Source organism: Adhaeribacter swui, from assembly GCF_014217805.1.
In the GTDB taxonomy this organism is placed as follows: Bacteria; Bacteroidota; Bacteroidia; order Cytophagales; family Hymenobacteraceae; genus Adhaeribacter; species Adhaeribacter swui.
On the sequence record NZ_CP055156.1, the window covers coordinates 5,668,307 to 5,686,095 of the forward strand.

Here is a 17,789-nt window from a genome sequence, read left to right on the forward strand (position 1 = left end):
TTTCCTTTTAATTGGTACTTAAAATGGATATATACCTGCCACAAAGCTGCCCGATTTTTAATTATATTGGGGAAACTAGCATCTGTTTACGCTACAGTTGATCAGACTTTTAAAATTAAAAATTATGTTCTACATAAAAATAAGTAAACTAAATCATTAAAAATCAATTTAGTTTAAATCTTTTCCGGTACTTGCTTGTTAGATTATAAGCGGCCATACCGTAGTATTCTATTCATTTGTTTGTACCTTTGCGCCGCCTTAAAAACAGGTAAATAGATTATGGCAATTACCCAACAAGATGTATTAAAAGCATTAAGTTATGTTGAAGAACCCGATCTGGGAAAAGATTTGGTTACCTTAAACATGATTGAAGATATTCAGATTAACGGCAAACAAGTTTCTTTTACGGTTATTTTAACCACGCCAGCTTGCCCTTTAAAAGATTTAATCCGCAACGCATGCGTTAACGCCATTACTTTAATGGTAGATAAGGAAGCGCAAGTTACGGTAAATATGACCTCGCGGGTAACTTCGGGCCGAGGTAATAATTCCGCTATTTTGGGTGGTATCAAAAATATTATTGCGGTGGCTTCGGGTAAAGGCGGCGTAGGTAAATCTACGGTTACTTCTAACCTGGCCATTGCCTTAGCCGAGTCCGGCGCCAAAGTGGGCTTGATTGATGCCGATATTTCTGGCCCTTCTATTCCGGTAATGTTTGGCGTAGAAGACGAGCGTCCGCACGTGTTCCGCACCCCCGATGGTAAAAACCTGATTCAACCGGTAGAAAAATTCGGCATTAAAATGATGTCGATTGGTTTTCTGGCTCCCGCTGAAAGTGCGGTAGTTTGGCGGGGACCTATGGCGAGTTCGGCTTTAAAGCAGTTTATTACCGAAACCGATTGGGGCGAACTGGATTATTTACTGATTGATTTGCCTCCGGGAACCAGCGACATTCATTTAACGTTGGTACAAACAGTACCGGTTACTGGTGTTATAATTGTAACTACGCCGCAAAAAGTAGCTTTGGCCGATGCGCAAAAAGGCTTGCAGATGTTCCGGCAGCCGCAAATAAACGTACCGGTGTTGGGCATTATCGAAAATATGGCTTACTTTACTCCCGCCGAACTTCCGCAAAATAAATATTTTATTTTTGGCCAAGGGGGCGCCGAAAGTTTAGCGGCCCGCTGGGAAGTACCGGTGCTGGGGCACATTCCGTTGGTGCAAAGTATCCGGGAAAGTGGCGATGCCGGCACCCCGGAGATTATGAATACCGGATCAGCGGCGGCAGTCGTTTTTAAAGAGGTAGCTCAAGTGGTGGCACAAGCCATATCGGTGCGAAATGCGGGCCTGGAAAAAACCAAAATAGTACCTATTACGCGATAAATTATGGTAACAAATCAAATTAGCAGTACTTTTCTCGACCGGATTGAGTATGCCCTAAACCAAATCCGTCCGTACCTGGAAGCGGATGGGGGCAACGTAAAAGTGTTGGAACTTACCGACGAAATGGTACTGAAACTGGAATTTTTAGGTGCTTGCGGTTCGTGCACCATGTCTACCATGACCTTAAAAGCCGGGGTTGAACAAGCCGTGAAACGCGAAGTTCCGGAAATACGGGCGGTAGAGGCGGTAAATCTTACTTTGCCGGTAGCCTAAGCAAATTTTTAAATTTTTACTAGAATATAGCCGTAAACTGCTGCTATTTTGCTCCATTGGAGTAATAGCAGCAGTTTGTGTTTTAAGAAAGCTCATTTTTTAAATTTCTTAAATTAGCGGGAGTTCGAGATAAGAAAAGTATACCGTATTGTTTTTTATGGAGAAAGGCACTTAACTCGAATGTTCGTTATATTAGCTTAACCTCTTCATTTATAAGCTAATGCTGTTTAAGAATGGTGATTGGAGGGCTAAAAAGCGATGTTGCAGCCGGAGTATTTATAGCTTCGGCTTTTTTTATTTCGTATTTTAGCTTATTCCGGTACCCTTACGTCTAATTTTTAGATTTTAAGTTATGCTTAAAGCAAACGACCCGAACCTGCATTCCTGGATTCAAATTTCTCCGACCAGCGAATTTCCGATTCAGAATTTACCTTTTGGAGTTTTTAGCGTGGGCGAGCAAGATCCGCGGGTGGGCGTGGCCCTTGGCGATTATATTCTGGATTTATGTGTTCTGGGTCAGGAGGGTTTGTTTGATTTGCTAAACCTGGACCCCAATGTATTTAACCGCTCTTTTCTGAACGATTTTATTGCTCTGGGCAAACCATGTTGGCGGGCGGTCCGCGACCGGGTTTCTATTTTGCTGCGCAACGATAACGCCGAAATCCGCGATAACCCGGATTTGATGCGGCGCTGCCTGGTGAAACAAGTAGATGCCCAACTGCATTTACCCGTAAAAATCAGCAATTACACCGACTTTCATACTAGCCTGGAATCGGCTACCAACGTTGGGCTATTATTCCGCGACCCGGAAAACGCCCTTTCCCCGAACTGGAAACATTTGCCGGTGGGCTATCATGGCCGGGCTTCTTCTATCGTAGTTTCGGGTACTTCCATTCACCGGCCGAAAGGGCAGGTAAAAATTGACGGTTCGCCCTTACCCGCTTTTATGCCCACCCAACAACTCGATTTTGAATTGGAAATTGGCTTTATCACCGGTGCTAGTACTGCCTTAGGCACCAGCATTACCGCTAATCAAGCCGACGATTACCTATTTGGTTTGGTATTATTTAACGATTGGTCAGCGCGCGACATTCAGCGTTGGGAACAGCAGCCTTTAGGCCCGTTTTTGGGTAAAAGTTTTGCTTCGGCTATTTCGCCGTGGGTAGTTACCCTGGATGCCCTCGAACCATTCCGGGTAGCAGGACCTACACAATCGCCCGCGGTACTGCCTTACCTGGAAACAGCCGGTAATAAGCACTTCGACATTAGTTTAAAAGTATACCTGCAGGCACCCCAGCAACCTTCCGTGCTCATAAGCCAAACCAATCCGCGTTATCTTTACTGGAACATTAATCAACAACTGGCGCACCAAACCAGCAACGGCTGCAACCTGCAAGTCGGCGATTTATATGCTTCCGGCACCATTAGCGGTTCAGAACCCGACTCCTACGGCTCTTTGCTGGAATTAACCTGGAATGGCAGCAAGCCCATTGTACTACCCGACGAATCGACGCGTACTTATTTGCAGGATGGCGATACCATTATATTTAAAGGTTGCGCCGAACGTAACGGTGTGCGCATTGGTTTTGGCGAACTGCGCAACAAGATTTTACCGGCTGTTTAACGCAAGCTGGTTGTATTATAGCGCAAAGAAACGCTGCCAGGAAATTAAAATTTTTAAAAATTATCATTTTCAATAGTCCTTAACCTTATTCGCATTTCGCAGGAATGGTTGTACCACAACTTCCGGAACGAACTTCAGCAGACCAGAAAAAATTTTAAATTTTTACCATGAAAGCTTTACTTTTAATTGATATTCAGAATGATTTTTTGCCGGGTGGCGCTTTAGCCGTGCCAGCCGGCGACGAAATAATTCCGGTAGTAAACCAATTGCAACCGCATTTTGATCTGGTGGTAGCTACCCAGGACTGGCACCCGGCGGTACACAAAAGTTTTGCTTCGCAGCACCCCGGCCAGGCCGTATTTTCCAGCATCGATTTAAACGGTTTGCTCCAGGTACTCTGGCCCGACCACTGCGTACAAGGCACTCCGGGCGCCGAATTTGCCACAGCTTTAGATCAACCAAAAATAGAAGCTATTTTCCGGAAAGGCACCGACCCGGAGATTGACTCCTACAGTGGTTTTTACGACAATGGCCACCGCAAAAGCACCGGCCTCGCCGATTACCTGCGGGGCAAGCAAGTACGCCAGGTTTTTGTAGCGGGTTTAGCCGCTGATTACTGTGTATTTTACTCCATTAAAGATGCTTTGCAGGAAAACTTTAAAACTTTTCTGATTGAAGATGCCACCCGCGCGATTAGCGCAGAAGGCTTTGAAAAAGCTAAAACAGAAATACACGAACGTGGCGGTAAAATTATCCAAAGCGGCGCTTTATTATAAGATTTTGATTATTGAATTATCTGCTTATAAAATACAAAAAACGGGTGGCAACTACTTGCCACCCGTTTTTTGTACCTAATGAATTTAACCGTTTATAGCTTAGTTAAAAACGAAAAAATTTAAAAATTTACTTTTCCCAGCAGGGCTATTGCGGCGGGGCAGCAGCAATATCTTTGGTAATAACGGGCCATATGCCCGGTGCCGGAACGCTTACTCCTTTGTTGTTGCCGCGGGTATTGGCATCCGGCCCGAAGTAATACAAAGGCCAGCCTTTATAGGTAAGTTGCTTTTTGCCGAATACATCGGTGGTACTAAATAAGGCTTTATCCAGGGTAGATGGCACTACTACTTTATCGGTTTCGTAAATGGGCCATACCGAGTTATTCGAGAAATCGGGTTTGGTGTACGTATTCTTGTTGGCTTTATCGGGTTTAAAACCGTAGAGGGTTAAGCCTTTGCCATCGGTAAAGTAAATGGTTTTACCTTCTCCTTCGGTATAATCCGATTTGTAATTTTTCCCGTCGTTGCCCACTAACTGGGCATTTACCAGCATAATGGTGTAATCGGGTTTAGCCACAAACCACACTCCTCCTACTCCTTCGCCGGTAGTTTGGTTCGGCGCTTCCAGGGTATTGGTGCCGTTGGTAGCTGGGGCGTAGTAATACAAGGGCCATGATTTATAAGTTAATTGTTTTTTACCATTAGCGGCCGTAATGGTAGCAAAATCGGATAAATCTAAACCATCGCCTAACTTATCGGCGGTTAAATTATCTACGTTAAAGTAAGGCCAAAGCGCTTCGCAGCCGCCCGCGCAGTTATTTTGACCATTGGCATCATTAGAAAAGTAATACAAGGTTCTGCCATCTTTATCTACGAGGTAGCTGCCCAGGGAAGCACTGTTTTGTAATTTAATCTGGGTTGTATCAGCGGGTGGATCGGGCGTATTGTTGCTGTCGTCGTCGCTGCAACTAATCAAGAACAACAAGAAAAAAGGCACCAGCAAGCGTAGCCGGTTGCGGAATACATGTTTTAGCATAAGAGTAAATTAATTAGTTAAAATGTTTAGAATAGAAATTTTAAATCAGACGGATGAACCGGGCGGAATCACTAACAGGTCGGAATAAACCGGCGAATGGTTGCCTCGCTTTTAAAAAATTTTAAAAATTTCTTCGGATAGTACCTTTATTTTTATCCGCAGCAGTAAAAAACAAAAGCTCCCGGAAGGAGCTTGATTGGTGGTAGTTTTAGCTTGTGATTTTTGGGGCGGAGTTGCCCCGCCACGTAAAGTTTACACGTTCTAATTTTCGGCAGAAAAGTATCAGGTACAATTAGCCTTTCATCAAGTGTAGTTTACCTTCTTCGTCGTATTGCAGAATTCCCTGATCCAGTAGTTCGCGGATAAGGCCGGTAAGTTCGGCCTTGTATTTTGGTTCAAACCGGGTAGTAAGCGCCTGCGGATGCCAGGATTGTTGGGTAAGCTGTTGCAGCAATTGCTCGCGCAGCATTTTATCGTTTTTTTCCTGGCGTTTCAACTTTTTGCGCGCCAGGCAATAATCGCAAACCCGGCAATATTCGTCGGTAAACTCCCCGAAATACGCCAGTAATAATTGCGTGCGGCAGCGGTCGGTTGTTTGCAAATAATTAACTACCGCTTTGGCTTTCTGCAGGGCCGTTTTCCGGAACTGGGCTAATTTTTTATAATCCAGCGGTAGGTTAGCAGCATCGTAGCGGGGAGTGGTAAAAACAATTTGCGGCGCTTCCCGCTGCGGCTCGTACTCCACAATGTTTCGTTGGTGCAGGTATTCTAACGATTTGCGAACAGCTGCATCAGAAGTGCTTAAAAAACCGGCCAGTTGTTTTTCATTGATTTTCACAAAACTGGTGTACAAATTACCGCCGTATAATCTTAGTAAAGCTTTAATTAGAGGATCAAACTCGGGTTGCGCCACCTGAAATTTGTAAATTTCTTCGTGATTAACCGCGAAAAAAACTTTTGAAGGCGCAAAATAAGCTTCGTTTAACTGCAGCAAACCTTCGGTTTCCAGTTTCCGGATGGCGTGGTGTACTTCCAGGGCTTTTAACTTATATGTGCGGGTAAAATCATCAATTTCAAAATTGTGCGATACCAACTCGCCGCTGCCCACCGCCATTTGGTAGTAATTGGCTAAAGCCTGGTACACCCGTTTTAAAGTTTCTATGGGCGGATACGCTTCATCTACTTTAGCTAACAAATCCGTGGCATCGGCCGGGCCTAACAAAACGGTAGCGTACGAATACCGGCCATCGCGCCCGGCGCGGCCAGCTTCCTGGTAATAAGCTTCCAGGGTTTCGGGTAAATCCAGATGTACTACCAAACGCACATCCGGTTTATCAATCCCCATTCCAAAGGCGTTGGTAGCTACTATTATCCGGGTTTTATTTTCAATCCAGTTTTGTTGGGCCTTGTTGCGCTCGGCGTATGATAAGCCGGCGTGGTACACCCCCACCGTTATTCCCTGCCGGTGCAGCCACTTGGCCGTTTCCACGGTTTGCCGCCGGCTGCGCACGTACACAATACCGCTGCCGGGCACGTTTTTTAAAATTCCTAATAACCGGCCGTTCTTATCTTCGGTGGGTAAGCAGGAGTACGACAAATTGGCCCGCGCAAAGCTTTGCTGAAAAACTCGGGCATTGGTAAATAACAATTTTTCCTGAATGTCGCGCTTAACCTCTTCCGTAGCAGTGGCGGTCAGGGCTAAAACCGGCACGCCGGGCAGCAACTCGCGCAAAGTGGCAATTTGCAAATACGGGGGCCGAAAGTCGTAGCCCCACTGCGAAATACAATGCGCTTCGTCGATGGCCAGCAAAGCAACCCGCATGCGCTTTACACGTTCCCGAAAAATATCGGTTTGGAGCCGTTCCGGCGATAAATACAAAAACTTAATTTGCCCAAACACACAATTGTCCAACGCAATATCAATTTCGTGTTTACTCAAGCCCGAATGTATAGCTACGGCAGCAATGTTTCTTTTTTGCAGTTGCTCTACCTGGTCTTTCATGAGCGCAATTAACGGCGATATAACCAGGCAAATACCTTCGCGGGCTAAAGCCGGCACCTGAAAGCAAATCGACTTTCCCCCACCCGTGGGCAACAAAGCTAACGTATCGTGGCCCGCCAACACCGCTTGTATAATATCTTCCTGTAAAGGTCGAAAAGCGTTGTATTGCCAGTACTGTTGTAAAATCTGATGAATGGTCAACTTCACTTGCCGGTATGTTTGGAAACCAAAATTAAGAATTTAAAACCTTAGTTCTTTAGAAGTAATACAGCATAAAATTTTAAAAATTTTATTTTAAAAGCCTTTGTTGAGGCAAGCTTCGCCCGTATCTTTTTAGATCAGCTAATTTTAAAGCAGCTAAACCGCCGGAATTATAGTTCCTGTAAATTTTAAATATCAGCTAATATTTCTGAATGGGGCTCTTTCTTATTTCTGATTCCAAAAGTATCTTAAGCCAAAATAAATACCCATGAACAGACGCTACTTTTTAAAAAATACAACCCTGGCCGGTTTAGCTTTGCCCACTATTTTGGTAAGTTCCTGCCAATCGGGTGCGGGTAATCAAAAATCAACTACCCACACCGATGCCCAAGCGCCAGATGATTTTGAGTTAAACGAAATTACCATTGCGGATTTGCAAAAGAAAATGGCTGACGGCACCTATACTTCCCGTTCGATTACCGAGCTGTACCTGAACCGGATTAAAGCCATCGACCAGGCGGGTCCGCGCCTGCACTCCGTAATTGAAGTAAACCCCGATGCCTTAACCATAGCCGATGCCCTGGACCAGGAACGAAAAGCCGGAAAAACCAGAGGACCCTTGCACGGTATTCCGGTTTTAATAAAAGACAACATAGATACTGCCGATAAAATGGCAACATCGGCGGGCTCGGTGGCTTTGGCCGAAAACCATGCCACAAAAGACGCTTTTGTTACCGCCCGTTTGCGCGAAGCTGGCGCCGTTATTTTGGGTAAAACCAACCTGAGCGAATGGGCTAATTTCCGGTCTACCCGGTCGGCGAGTGGTTGGAGTAGCCGCGGTGGCCAAACCAAAAACCCGTATGTGCTGGATCGTAGCCCCTGCGGCTCCAGTTCGGGTTCGGGAGTGGCAGTGGCGGCCAACCTGTGCGCAATAGCCGTAGGCACCGAAACCGATGGTTCAATTGTTTGTCCGGCCGCTATTAACAGTGCCGTGGGCATTAAACCTACCGTGGGTTTAGTAAGCCGTTCGGGTATTATTCCTATTTCTAAAACTCAGGACACTGCCGGACCGATTGCACGCACTGTGCGCGATGCCGCTATTTTGTTGGGTGCCCTTACCGGCACTGATCCAGCCGATGTTATTACCGAAGAAAGTACCGGTAAAGCCTTAAAAGATTATACCCCTTTTCTGGATGCGAATGGGTTACAAGGTAAACGCATTGGCGTAGAAAAAGCTTTTCTGACGGGCCACGAAGATGTAACAGCCTTACTCCAAGTGGCCCTGAAAGTACTTAAAAGCAAAGGAGCTACCATTGTGGAAGTAGAAATAATTAAAAAAATGCGGGAACTCGGCGACGACGAATTTAAAGTTTTGCAATACGAGTTTAAAGATGGCTTAAATAAATACCTGGCGCAAACCCAAGGTCCGGTAAAATCATTAAAAGAGCTTATTGCCTATAACCTGCAAAATGAAGATAAAGCCATGCCGTATTTTAAACAGGAAATACTGGAAAGTTCCGAAGCCTTAGGCGACCTTACCAGCCAGGAATACCAAAAAGCTGTAAAGAAAAACCTAACCACCAGCCGCAACATTATTCAAACGGTAATGCGCGAAAACAACCTGCAAGCTATTTCGGGCCCTACTTACGGGCCATCGTGGTGCATTGATCTCATTAACGGCGACTCTTCTTCTGCTTCAGGTTACAGTTTGTCTTCCCCGGCTGCTATCTCGGGTTTCCCGCACATAACGGTGCCCATGGGCCAGGTAGATGGTTTACCCATTGGGCTATCTTTTTTTGGCACCGCCTACACCGAGCCCGAATTAATTAAGCTGGCCTACGCTTACGAACAAGCTTCGAAGAAACGTGTACCACCTACTTTTAAGAAAACGACTAATCCTGTTTAATTTTTATTTTTTTAATTACTACAAACGCAGCCACTTACCTGCATGGCCTTTTTAATTTGAGTAAAATTTTAAAAAATTTAAAAAAGAAGTTTTGAAAAATTAAACAGTTCTTCTACATTTGCACCACTTAAACGGACGGCCCGTTCGTCTAGGGGTTAGGACATCAGATTTTCATTCTGGTAACAGGGGTTCGATTCCCCTACGGGCTACTTAAAAGGAAGTGTAAAACACTTCCTTTTTTTATGCTCATCCCTCATCAAAAACCCATCTTATTTTAGCGGCGCGTATTGTCAAAGAATCTTATTAAAAATCATGTAGTATTAAGCAGGATTTTATAAGTTTCGTACATTAAAAAATGAATAGAGGTACGCAAGTCAAAGCTTGGTAAAAAAGAAAGATCAACATCTTTTTATAAATAACGATGCTAAAAAGTGCTCTTATTAAAGAATTCAGCATAAATAACCAGATCTTAAACAGCGAGTAATTATACGGCAGCATTAAAACTGATTAGTAATTAATAGAAGAGAAACCTTATCCTGATTCTTCCGAAAGAATTGGTAAAGCGTTTTAGTATTTTTTAAAATTTGCCACATGGCCCAGGACACCAAAGAGGTAATTCAACAAAAATTCAGGCACTTAGAGGAATCTTTAGTGACCGAAATAAGTCAGGAGAGCGTAATACGGCAGTTAGATGAAGGGGAAAACGTGTTGCAAACCGGACAGTTTATCCGCTCTACCATTCTGGTGGCGGACGGGCTATTGAAAGTGTACCGCGAGGATGAAGAAGGCAATGATTTTTTGATGTACTACCTGCAACCTGGTGATGCCTGTGCCCTATCGATGATGTGTACCGTACGTAACGACCAGAGTGGCATCATGGCACGGGCAGTAGTACCGACCGAAGTAATTTTAATACCAGCGCACCTGACCGAGAGTTGGTTAGGTAAATATAAAACCTGGAACCATTTTGTAATTTCTTCCTATCGGCAGCGGTTCGAAGAATTGCTCCAAACCCTGGATAGCGTGGCTTTTAAAGCCTTGGACGAACGCTTATTGTTTTACCTGAAACGCTACCAGAAAGTGCAAGGCAACGAAGTAAAATTGTCGCACCAGCAAATAGCCGAAGAGCTTAACAGTTCGCGGGAAGTAATTTCACGGTTACTCAAAAAACTAGAACAGCGGGGTGCCCTGCAATTACACCGTAACTACATCGAAATTATTAAGCTCCCGGTGACTTGAGTCACTGAACGCCTTTTTATAACCCAGTACCTTTGTACTTATAAAAAATAGTCATGGAAATACTGGGATATCTGGCCTCGGCCTTCATAGGAATTTCGTTGGGTTTAATTGGTGGTGGAGGCTCTATTCTTACCGTACCTGTAATAGTTTACCTGTTTAACACCCCACCTTTACTGGCCACCTCCTACTCCCTTTTTATTGTTGGTTCCACCAGTTTAATTGGGTCCATTACTAACTACCGTAAGGGATTGGTTAACCTGAAAGCGGCCCTTTATTTTGGCACCTCCTCCATTGTTACCGTTTTTATAACGCGTAAGTTTTTGGTGCCTGCTATTCCCAAAGAAATTGTAAAAATCGGTGGATTTACTCTTACCGAGTCTTTTTTAACCATGGTATTATTTGGGATGCTGATGCTCATGGCCTCCATGAGCATGATTAAAAAGCCCAAAGTAACCGCACCTGAGCGAGAATGCACGGATTGTGTCAGGTTTTTAAAGCTAGTAGGCTATGGAATAGCAATCGGATTGGTTACTGGCTTATTAGGTGCCGGCGGTGGTTTTCTGTTAATCCCGGCTTTGGTGCTTTTAGTAAAGCTACCGATGAAGAAAGCCGTTGGCACCTCGCTAATGATCATTGCGCTTAATTCTCTGATAGGCTTTGCCGGCGATATCGGGCATTTTCCTATTCAATGGTCTTTTCTGCTTAGCATTACCTTTATTGCCATTGTTGGTATTTTCCTGGGCGGCTTACTGAGCAAAAAGATCCCCGGTAAAAAGCTAAAGAAAGGTTTTGGCTGGTTTGTTTTGTTAATGGGAATTTATATCCTTATCAAAGAGCTTTTACCTAATTTTTAATATTTCCAGCTTGTGTGATAAACATCACTGAACAGGGGTGCAGGAGAATATAAATTTGTATTAAAATGGAAAAGGCATTAAAATTTTAAAAATTTCATTTTTATAAAGTAGTTAACGCATGAAAATACAACAGTTTGAAGATAAAGGATTAGCCCAATTCGGCTACGCCATCTTAAGTGAAAGTACTAACGAAATCGTATTAATAGATCCGGCCCGGAATCCGCAGCCTTATTATGATTTTGCTGAAAAGAACAACGCCAAAATTGTAGGGGTAATAGAAACCCACCCGCATGCCGATTTTGTAAGTTCGCACCTGGAAATACACCAGCAAACCGGAGCTATTATTTATGCCCATAGCCTGGTAGGTGCCGATTACCCGCATCAGACTTTTGACGAAGGAGCCGTACTTCCGATCGGGGAAGTTAAACTAAAATCGCTGCATACGCCCGGCCACTCTCCGGATGGCATCAGTATTATATTAGAGCACGACGGCCAAAACGTAGCGGTATTTACCGGCGATACCCTTTTTATTGGGGATGTAGGCCGGCCAGATCTCCGCGAAAGTGCGGGCAGCATTACGGCAAAAAGGGAAGAACTGGCCCGCCAGATGTACCACAGCACCCGGCAAAAATTAATGCAATTAAATGATAGCGTACTGGTGTACCCGGCGCACGGGGCTGGTACACTTTGTGGCAAAGGGCTGAAGGAAGCGAACAGTAGCACCATTGGGGCCGAGAAGCAGACTAACTATGCGCTCCAACCGATGAGTGAAGCAGAATTTGTGCGGATCATAACGGAAGATCAACCCTTCGTACCTAAATACTTTGGTTACGATGTAGGCCTTAACAAACAAGGCGCACCAGCCTATAAGCAATCTCTGCAAGAAATAAAAAGACTGGCTGTGAACGAGCTACCGGAAAACCAGAATATTTTAATAGTGGATGGGCGCCCCCAGGATGAGTTCAAAAAAGGCCACCCAAAAGGAGCGATTAATATTCAGAACGGAAACAAGTTTGAAACTTGGTTGGGCAGTATTGTGGGTCCGGAAGAGAAGTACTATTTAGTAGCTGAAACCGAAGAAAAGCTTAACGAGTTGCTGGAGAAAGCCGCTAAAATTGGGTACGAGTTGAACGTAGCAGGTGCCTTTGTTTATGATGGAGCCAAGGGGGTAAAAAGCAGCGAATTTTCTAAACAAGCTTTCCAAACTAATCAGAAAGATTACACGGTAGTGGATATCCGGAACAGCAGCGAAACTAAGAGCGGAAGGTTTTTTGACCAAGCAATCACCATCCCACTACCCGAATTAAGAGAGCGCGCCCATGTAATACCAACGGATAAACCGGTGGTGGTGCATTGTGCCGGGGGCTACCGATCAGCGGCGGGCAGTAGTATTCTGGAAAGTTTGCTACCCGTAGCGGTACTCGATATGGGTGAAGCGGTAACGGAGTTAAAGCAAATATAAACTCGGGGTAAAAGGCCTTTACTTTATCTAGTAAGTAATTTTTTGCCCTTGTAAAAAGGTTTAATTATATCAAATTTTTAAAAAATTAAAATGTTGGAATTGCTTAAACAGCCTTGGCCTTGGTATACTTCGGGGGCAGCAATTGCTTTTATTATGGTATTACTCCTGTTGTATGGCAAATCATTTGGCGTATCATCTAATCTAAGGACCCTGTGTACGCTAGCCGGCGCGGGTAAAAAAGTTAAATTTTTTGATTTTAATTGGCGCACTCAGAAATGGAACTTACTCTTTTTATTCGGCTCGGTGCTAGGGGGCATTATTGCTGCTACCGTCCTGAAAAGTGAGCATCCCTTGCAATTATCAGAAGCTACGGTAAATGACTTACAGACTTTAGGAATTAACTTTGACGGACAATTAAATCCTGCTCAACTATTTGGACCGGTCTTTTTCTCTTCGCCGAAGGGATTTCTGATCTTGCTTGTTGGGGGCATATTGGTAGGATTTGGTGCCCGGTACGCCGGTGGTTGCACTTCGGGCCATGCCATCAGTGGCTTATCTAATCTGCAAATTCCTTCTTTGGTGGCAGTGGTAGGTTTTTTCGTTGGCGGCTTAATCATGACGCACTTTTTATTACCCTTAATTTTCTAAGACATGAAAGGATTAAAATATATAACTACGGGTATCCTGTTTGGGATCATCATGGCGAAATCTGAGGCTATTTCGTGGTACCGCATTCAGGAAATGTTTCGCTTTCAGTCGTTTCATATGTACGGTATTATTGGCACGGCGGTAACCTTGGGCACCATAGCGGTTTATTTAATTAAAAAGTTTCGCATCAGAGATACCCAAGACAATCTGATAGTTTTTCACGATAAAGACCGAACCTGGTTTAGGTATATTATTGGTGGAACCATATTTGGATTAGGTTGGGCCTTAACCGGTGCCTGTCCGGGTCCGATGTTTGTGAATGTAGGCTATGGGTACGGGGCAATGTTGCTTATAATCTTCGGCTCGTTATTGGGTACCTACTTTTATGGGGTAGTAAAAGATAAAATTCCGCACTAGGTACCTCTTATTGGCGCCATAATCAAGCACAAAGACCAGAAAGGAGCTTTGGTGTAAGCCAATTTGCTTACTCCTTAGTTTAGCTTCCCTAATAAATACAACCAAAGATGAATGCTATTACGGAGAACATAAAAAAAATACCAGGGTGGATCATAACCGGGATAGTTATTGGGGCACTGTACCTCACCGGGCTGCATACCGAAGTTATTGGTCAGCTGCAAAGAATAATTTTGGCTACAGGTTTCATAAAACCTACTATAGAAGAAATAAATGAAAATACCTCTCCCTCCGGCAATACCGCCCCCACCTTGGTTGCTGATTATAATTTTAATCTGCTCTCCCTTAACGGGGAGCAGACTTCTCTAGAATCGCTTAAAGGGAAAGTAATATTTTTAAATTTCTGGGCAACCTGGTGCCCGCCGTGCATCGCCGAAATGCCCAATATTCAAAGTTTGTACGAAAAGGTCAATTCAGATAAAATAGCGTTTGTAATGGTATCCTTGGATCAAGACCCGACTAAAGCGCAGAAATTTATTCAGAAAAAAGGCTTCACCTTTCCGGTTTATACCCATAATGGCTCTTTGCCAATAAGCTACGAAACGCAAGTTATCCCAACAACCTTTATTATTTCGCCCGAAGGGCAAATCGTGACCCGCAAAGACGGCATGGCTGATTACGACAATCAGGAATTCCGGGAATTTTTGCAGCGCCTGACTCAACCAGGTAAAATTTAGGAGTAAAACATTAGGGAGCGTAAACTGTAAAGCTATTTTGGGAACTTACCTGGTATTACAATTTGTCGCAAATACCCCTGAAACTGTCGGATTCATACCTGCTAGAAATTTCGTTTATAGCTTTTCTTTGTAGAAACGAAACACTCCTAAAATTATGAGTACATCAAAAACCACTAAAATTATTTACTGGACTTCGACCAGCATCATCTTTTTATTTGAAGGTGTAATGCCAGCGCTCACCTCCCATACAGATCTGGCTGTCGAAGGAATCCGGCATTTAGGCTATCCGGATTACTTCCGGGTTATGCTTACCATTTTTAAAGTAGCCGGCGCTTTAGCTTTAATACTTCCCTTTGTAAAAGGACGGTTTAAAGAGTGGGCCTATGCTGGTTTTGGCTTTACCATAATAGCGGCTTTTATCAGCCATGGCGTAGTTGATGGGCTTAATGGGCAAACTTTTTTTCCTCTGCTCATTTTTGCTATCTTAACTACTTCTTACCTTTCTTATCACAAACTTAGCAAATTATCCCAGTCCGATTTTAAGTCTGTTGCATCCAGCAAGTATGCCCTTTCCAGCTTATCTTCATAGTAGTACAAGACTGGCAAAGCCCCGTTTAACAGAGAGCACCAGCCCGGCAAGAAAGATTTACGCTGCGTGAGCGATCGTACCCTGAACGCAGCTAGTTTTAATTAAGAAAACAGTAAATTAAGTCAAATTAAACTAAGAATTACTCAATATGGCCCTTATTAATCCGCATATTAATTTTAACGGCAATGCCGAGGAAGCATTCCAGTTTTACCAATCCGTATTTGGCGGGGAATTCGCAACAATCATACGTTTTCAAGATATATCCAGCCCAGAAAACCCTATACCTGAAAAGGAGGCGAATAAGATCATGCACATTGCTTTGCCTGTTGGTCCAAACATGTTACTGGGCAATGATGTGCCAGAAAGTTTGGGAAGAGTAAATGAGCAGGAAAACAGGTCTAAGATAGCGATAAGTGCCAAAAGCCAAGAAGAGGCCGAGAATTTATTTTATGGGCTTTCAGCCGGCGGCAATGTGGAAGTGCCCTTTGACCAGAGTCCTTGGGGTTCTTATTTTGGCATGTTTCGAGATAAATATGGGATTGAATGGATGGTAGATTTTGCCCCAAACAAAACGAATAAACCGGTCTAAACACAATGGCAATCATAGGAAAAAGTACAACAATAAGGTTGTACTTTTTCTTTAAGCCCTACTAAATCTAAGGATCCCAACCATAGCCTGATGGTCGTGCGTTATTGATGCCGTAAGAATACTTATCGCGCCACCGTTAATCGTTCCTCTTTTTTAATTACCTGCATACCAGCCCCAAACTAGAATTAAAATCATTTACTCGTATGATACAAGTCATGAAAAAAATTAATCTGGAAGCCGACTTTTGTAACTCAATTGTATCAGCAATTTAAAACTAAATACATAGCACAATGGAAGCAAACGCGCAAAAAGATTTTTCTGGTAAAGTTGCCCTGGTAACCGGAGCTTCTTCGGGCATTGGCAAAGCAACTGCCCTCCTATATGCCCGCGCAGGCGCCCAGGTAGTGGTTTCGGATATAAACGAGGCGTCCGGCAACCAGGTAGTAGCTGAAATAAAGAAAAACGGTGGTGATGCTATTTTTGTAAAAGCCGATGTAGCCAAGCCGGAAGATTGTGAAAACCTGGTAAAAGCAACCGTAAAACAGTATGGCCAGTTGCATATTGCTTTTAATAATGCCGGGATTAGTGGCGAAGCTAACCCAATTGGCGAATTAAGCCTAGAGAGTTGGAACCAGGTAATTGCCGTGAACCTAAGCAGCGTGTTTTACTGTCTGAAATACCAAATTCAACAAATGCTGCAGAATGGCGGTGGCGCTATTGTAAATAATTCTTCTATCCTGGGTCAGGTAGGATTTGCTAATTCCGCGGCGTATGTAGCGGCCAAGCATGGTGTGGTGGGGCTCACTAAAAATGCGGCTTTAGAGTACTCGGCTAAGGGTATCCGCATTAACGCCGTAGGACCAGCTTTTATAAAAACGCCCCTGCTTACCCAAGCCGGCATGAACGACGAAACTTTTCAGATGCTGGCCGGCTTACATCCGATAGGCAGATTAGGCGAATCGGAGGAAGTGGCCGAGCTGGTTATCTGGTTAAGTTCTCCAAAAGCCTCTTTTGTTACGGGCGCTTATTACCCCGTAGATGGAGCATACCTGGCACAGTAAGTTTCTTAAAATAAATAAGCTTTCCCAAAAATAACTGCTTCCTATTAAATCATGGGCATGCGTCACAGTTTGTTTTTGGGAAAGCCTACCAAATCTATATTGATTACCCCACTACATACGTCAGGCCTGTAGCTGTTGCGCTGGGCTAATGCTATATTTTTAAAATTTTAAAAAATAGCTGTTCTTATAAGCTCGCAAACTAGTTAATAAGAAGTTTTTTCCACATTTGATTTTATAACTTCATCCAGTTGCCGGCTGCTTTCCAACAGCATTTGAATAATATTTCGTAAATTTTGATCCATGTCCATTCTTTCCAAGACCATGCATAAACCTAATATGCTCGACAAAGGTCCTCGCACCAGGTGAGATTGGCTCCAGGCAATTTCTTTGAGGATACCATCTTTCTGAGCAACCTGCATTTGAGCATCTAATAATTGTTCGTGCTGCGATATGTACTTGGTAATGTCGTAACCCAGACAAAAAATACCCGCCGGTTGTTGATTATCGTCCCACAAAGCTTTGTACTCCCATTGGGTAATTACAAATCCGCCGTGCCCATCGTGCTTGCGAATAGTAGCCGGAAAAGTTTTATCGGGATGCGTAAAGCACAGCTTCGATACTTCCGCGCAAACTTTCGTATCTTCCGGATGCATGGTTATTTGGTAAGGCTGCCCCACAATAGACCCGTACATTGATCCGAAAGATTTGGCGTAATGGTTGTTTACGTAGGAGTAATGACCATCCATGTCTGTAGTAATAATATAGTAGAAGTGCGAATTCTCTAATAATCTTTTGGTTTCCTCAAAAGTATCCATTCTATTTAAAGCAAAAATAATACAATTATTAAAACACTTAATTTAATCCGTTAATAAGGCAAATTTAGCCATCTTTAAAGCATAGAATTAAATCTATTTGATGACTATACTTACCTGTTAACTTAAAAAAATTCTAATCGGCATTAATTTACAAATTTCTAGACAGCATGGCTGAACTAA

17 protein-coding genes and 1 tRNA gene are annotated in these 17,789 nt (G+C 43.6%); 15 read left to right on the top strand and 3 right to left on the bottom strand.

Annotated elements, in window-relative coordinates; genetic code table 11:
• Positions 1-279 precede the first annotated feature (279 nt).
• The 4 genes from HUW51_RS23375 to pncA all read left to right on the top strand — a co-directional run bounded on the left by HUW51_RS23375 (position 280) and on the right by pncA (position 4,056).
• Positions 280-1,383, top strand: a complete 1,104-nt coding sequence (locus HUW51_RS23375; protein ID WP_185271998.1) for an Mrp/NBP35 family ATP-binding protein — start codon at positions 280-282, stop codon at positions 1,381-1,383.
• A 3-nt stretch (positions 1,384-1,386) separates the two neighbouring features.
• A complete protein-coding gene (locus tag HUW51_RS23380; protein ID WP_185271999.1) occupies positions 1,387-1,656 on the top strand; it encodes a NifU family protein in 270 nt (89 codons plus the stop codon).
• 352 nt (positions 1,657-2,008) lie between these two features.
• Positions 2,009-3,280 carry a fumarylacetoacetase gene (gene fahA / locus HUW51_RS23385; protein ID WP_185272000.1) on the top strand — a complete coding sequence of 424 codons (1,272 nt, stop codon included), beginning with the start codon at positions 2,009-2,011 and terminating at the stop codon, positions 3,278-3,280.
• Between the two features lie 167 nt (positions 3,281-3,447).
• On the top strand, positions 3,448-4,056 hold the full coding sequence (pncA, locus tag HUW51_RS23390) for a bifunctional nicotinamidase/pyrazinamidase (protein WP_185272001.1): 609 nt from the start codon (positions 3,448-3,450) through the stop codon (positions 4,054-4,056).
• Between the two features lie 145 nt (positions 4,057-4,201).
• Here the strand turns inward: pncA and HUW51_RS23395 are convergent, their stop codons facing one another.
• The gene (locus tag HUW51_RS23395; protein WP_185272002.1) at positions 4,202-5,092 is read right to left on the bottom strand and encodes a hypothetical protein; all 891 of its coding nucleotides are present in this window, start codon (positions 5,090-5,092) and stop codon (positions 4,202-4,204) included.
• A gap of 292 nt (positions 5,093-5,384) precedes the next feature.
• On the bottom strand, positions 5,385-7,301 hold the full coding sequence (locus HUW51_RS23400; protein WP_185272003.1) for a RecQ family ATP-dependent DNA helicase: 1,917 nt from the start codon (positions 7,299-7,301) through the stop codon (positions 5,385-5,387).
• Between the two features lie 262 nt (positions 7,302-7,563).
• On the opposite strand from HUW51_RS23400, the gene HUW51_RS23405 reads away from it, so the two are divergent.
• From HUW51_RS23405 to HUW51_RS23455, 11 genes are all read left to right on the top strand, one after another.
• Entirely contained in the window at positions 7,564-9,201 is a 1,638-nt protein-coding gene (locus HUW51_RS23405; protein ID WP_185272004.1) for an amidase, read from the top strand.
• A 137-nt stretch (positions 9,202-9,338) separates the two neighbouring features.
• Positions 9,339-9,410 (top strand) — tRNA-Glu (locus tag HUW51_RS23410).
• A 382-nt stretch (positions 9,411-9,792) separates the two neighbouring features.
• Positions 9,793-10,440, top strand: coding sequence for a Crp/Fnr family transcriptional regulator (locus tag HUW51_RS23415; protein WP_185272005.1), 648 nt, complete (start codon positions 9,793-9,795; stop codon positions 10,438-10,440).
• 53 nt (positions 10,441-10,493) lie between these two features.
• Positions 10,494-11,294 (top strand): sulfite exporter TauE/SafE family protein, encoded by an 801-nt coding sequence (locus HUW51_RS23420; RefSeq protein ID WP_185272006.1) that lies wholly within the window; start codon positions 10,494-10,496, stop codon positions 11,292-11,294.
• 118 nt (positions 11,295-11,412) lie between these two features.
• Positions 11,413-12,756: an MBL fold metallo-hydrolase gene (locus tag HUW51_RS23425; RefSeq protein WP_185272007.1), complete on the top strand. Its 1,344-nt coding sequence runs from the start codon at positions 11,413-11,415 to the stop codon at positions 12,754-12,756.
• 90 nt (positions 12,757-12,846) lie between these two features.
• A complete protein-coding gene (locus HUW51_RS23430) occupies positions 12,847-13,404 on the top strand; it encodes a YeeE/YedE family protein (protein WP_185272008.1) in 558 nt (185 codons plus the stop codon).
• A 3-nt stretch (positions 13,405-13,407) separates the two neighbouring features.
• Positions 13,408-13,821 (top strand): DUF6691 family protein, encoded by a 414-nt coding sequence (locus HUW51_RS23435; protein ID WP_185272009.1) that lies wholly within the window; start codon positions 13,408-13,410, stop codon positions 13,819-13,821.
• A gap of 107 nt (positions 13,822-13,928) precedes the next feature.
• A complete protein-coding gene (locus tag HUW51_RS23440) occupies positions 13,929-14,555 on the top strand; it encodes a TlpA family protein disulfide reductase (protein WP_185272010.1) in 627 nt (208 codons plus the stop codon).
• Between the two features lie 154 nt (positions 14,556-14,709).
• Entirely contained in the window at positions 14,710-15,144 is a 435-nt protein-coding gene (locus HUW51_RS23445; RefSeq protein ID WP_185272011.1) for a DoxX family protein, read from the top strand.
• A 148-nt stretch (positions 15,145-15,292) separates the two neighbouring features.
• Positions 15,293-15,733: a VOC family protein gene (locus HUW51_RS23450; RefSeq protein ID WP_185272012.1), complete on the top strand. Its 441-nt coding sequence runs from the start codon at positions 15,293-15,295 to the stop codon at positions 15,731-15,733.
• A 290-nt stretch (positions 15,734-16,023) separates the two neighbouring features.
• Entirely contained in the window at positions 16,024-16,794 is a 771-nt protein-coding gene (locus HUW51_RS23455) for an SDR family NAD(P)-dependent oxidoreductase (RefSeq protein WP_185272013.1), read from the top strand.
• Positions 16,795-16,997: 203 nt separating this feature from the next.
• Here the strand turns inward: HUW51_RS23455 and HUW51_RS23460 are convergent, their stop codons facing one another.
• A complete protein-coding gene (locus HUW51_RS23460) occupies positions 16,998-17,609 on the bottom strand; it encodes a PAS domain S-box protein (RefSeq protein WP_185272014.1) in 612 nt (203 codons plus the stop codon).
• Positions 17,610-17,789: the final 180 nt, after the last annotated feature.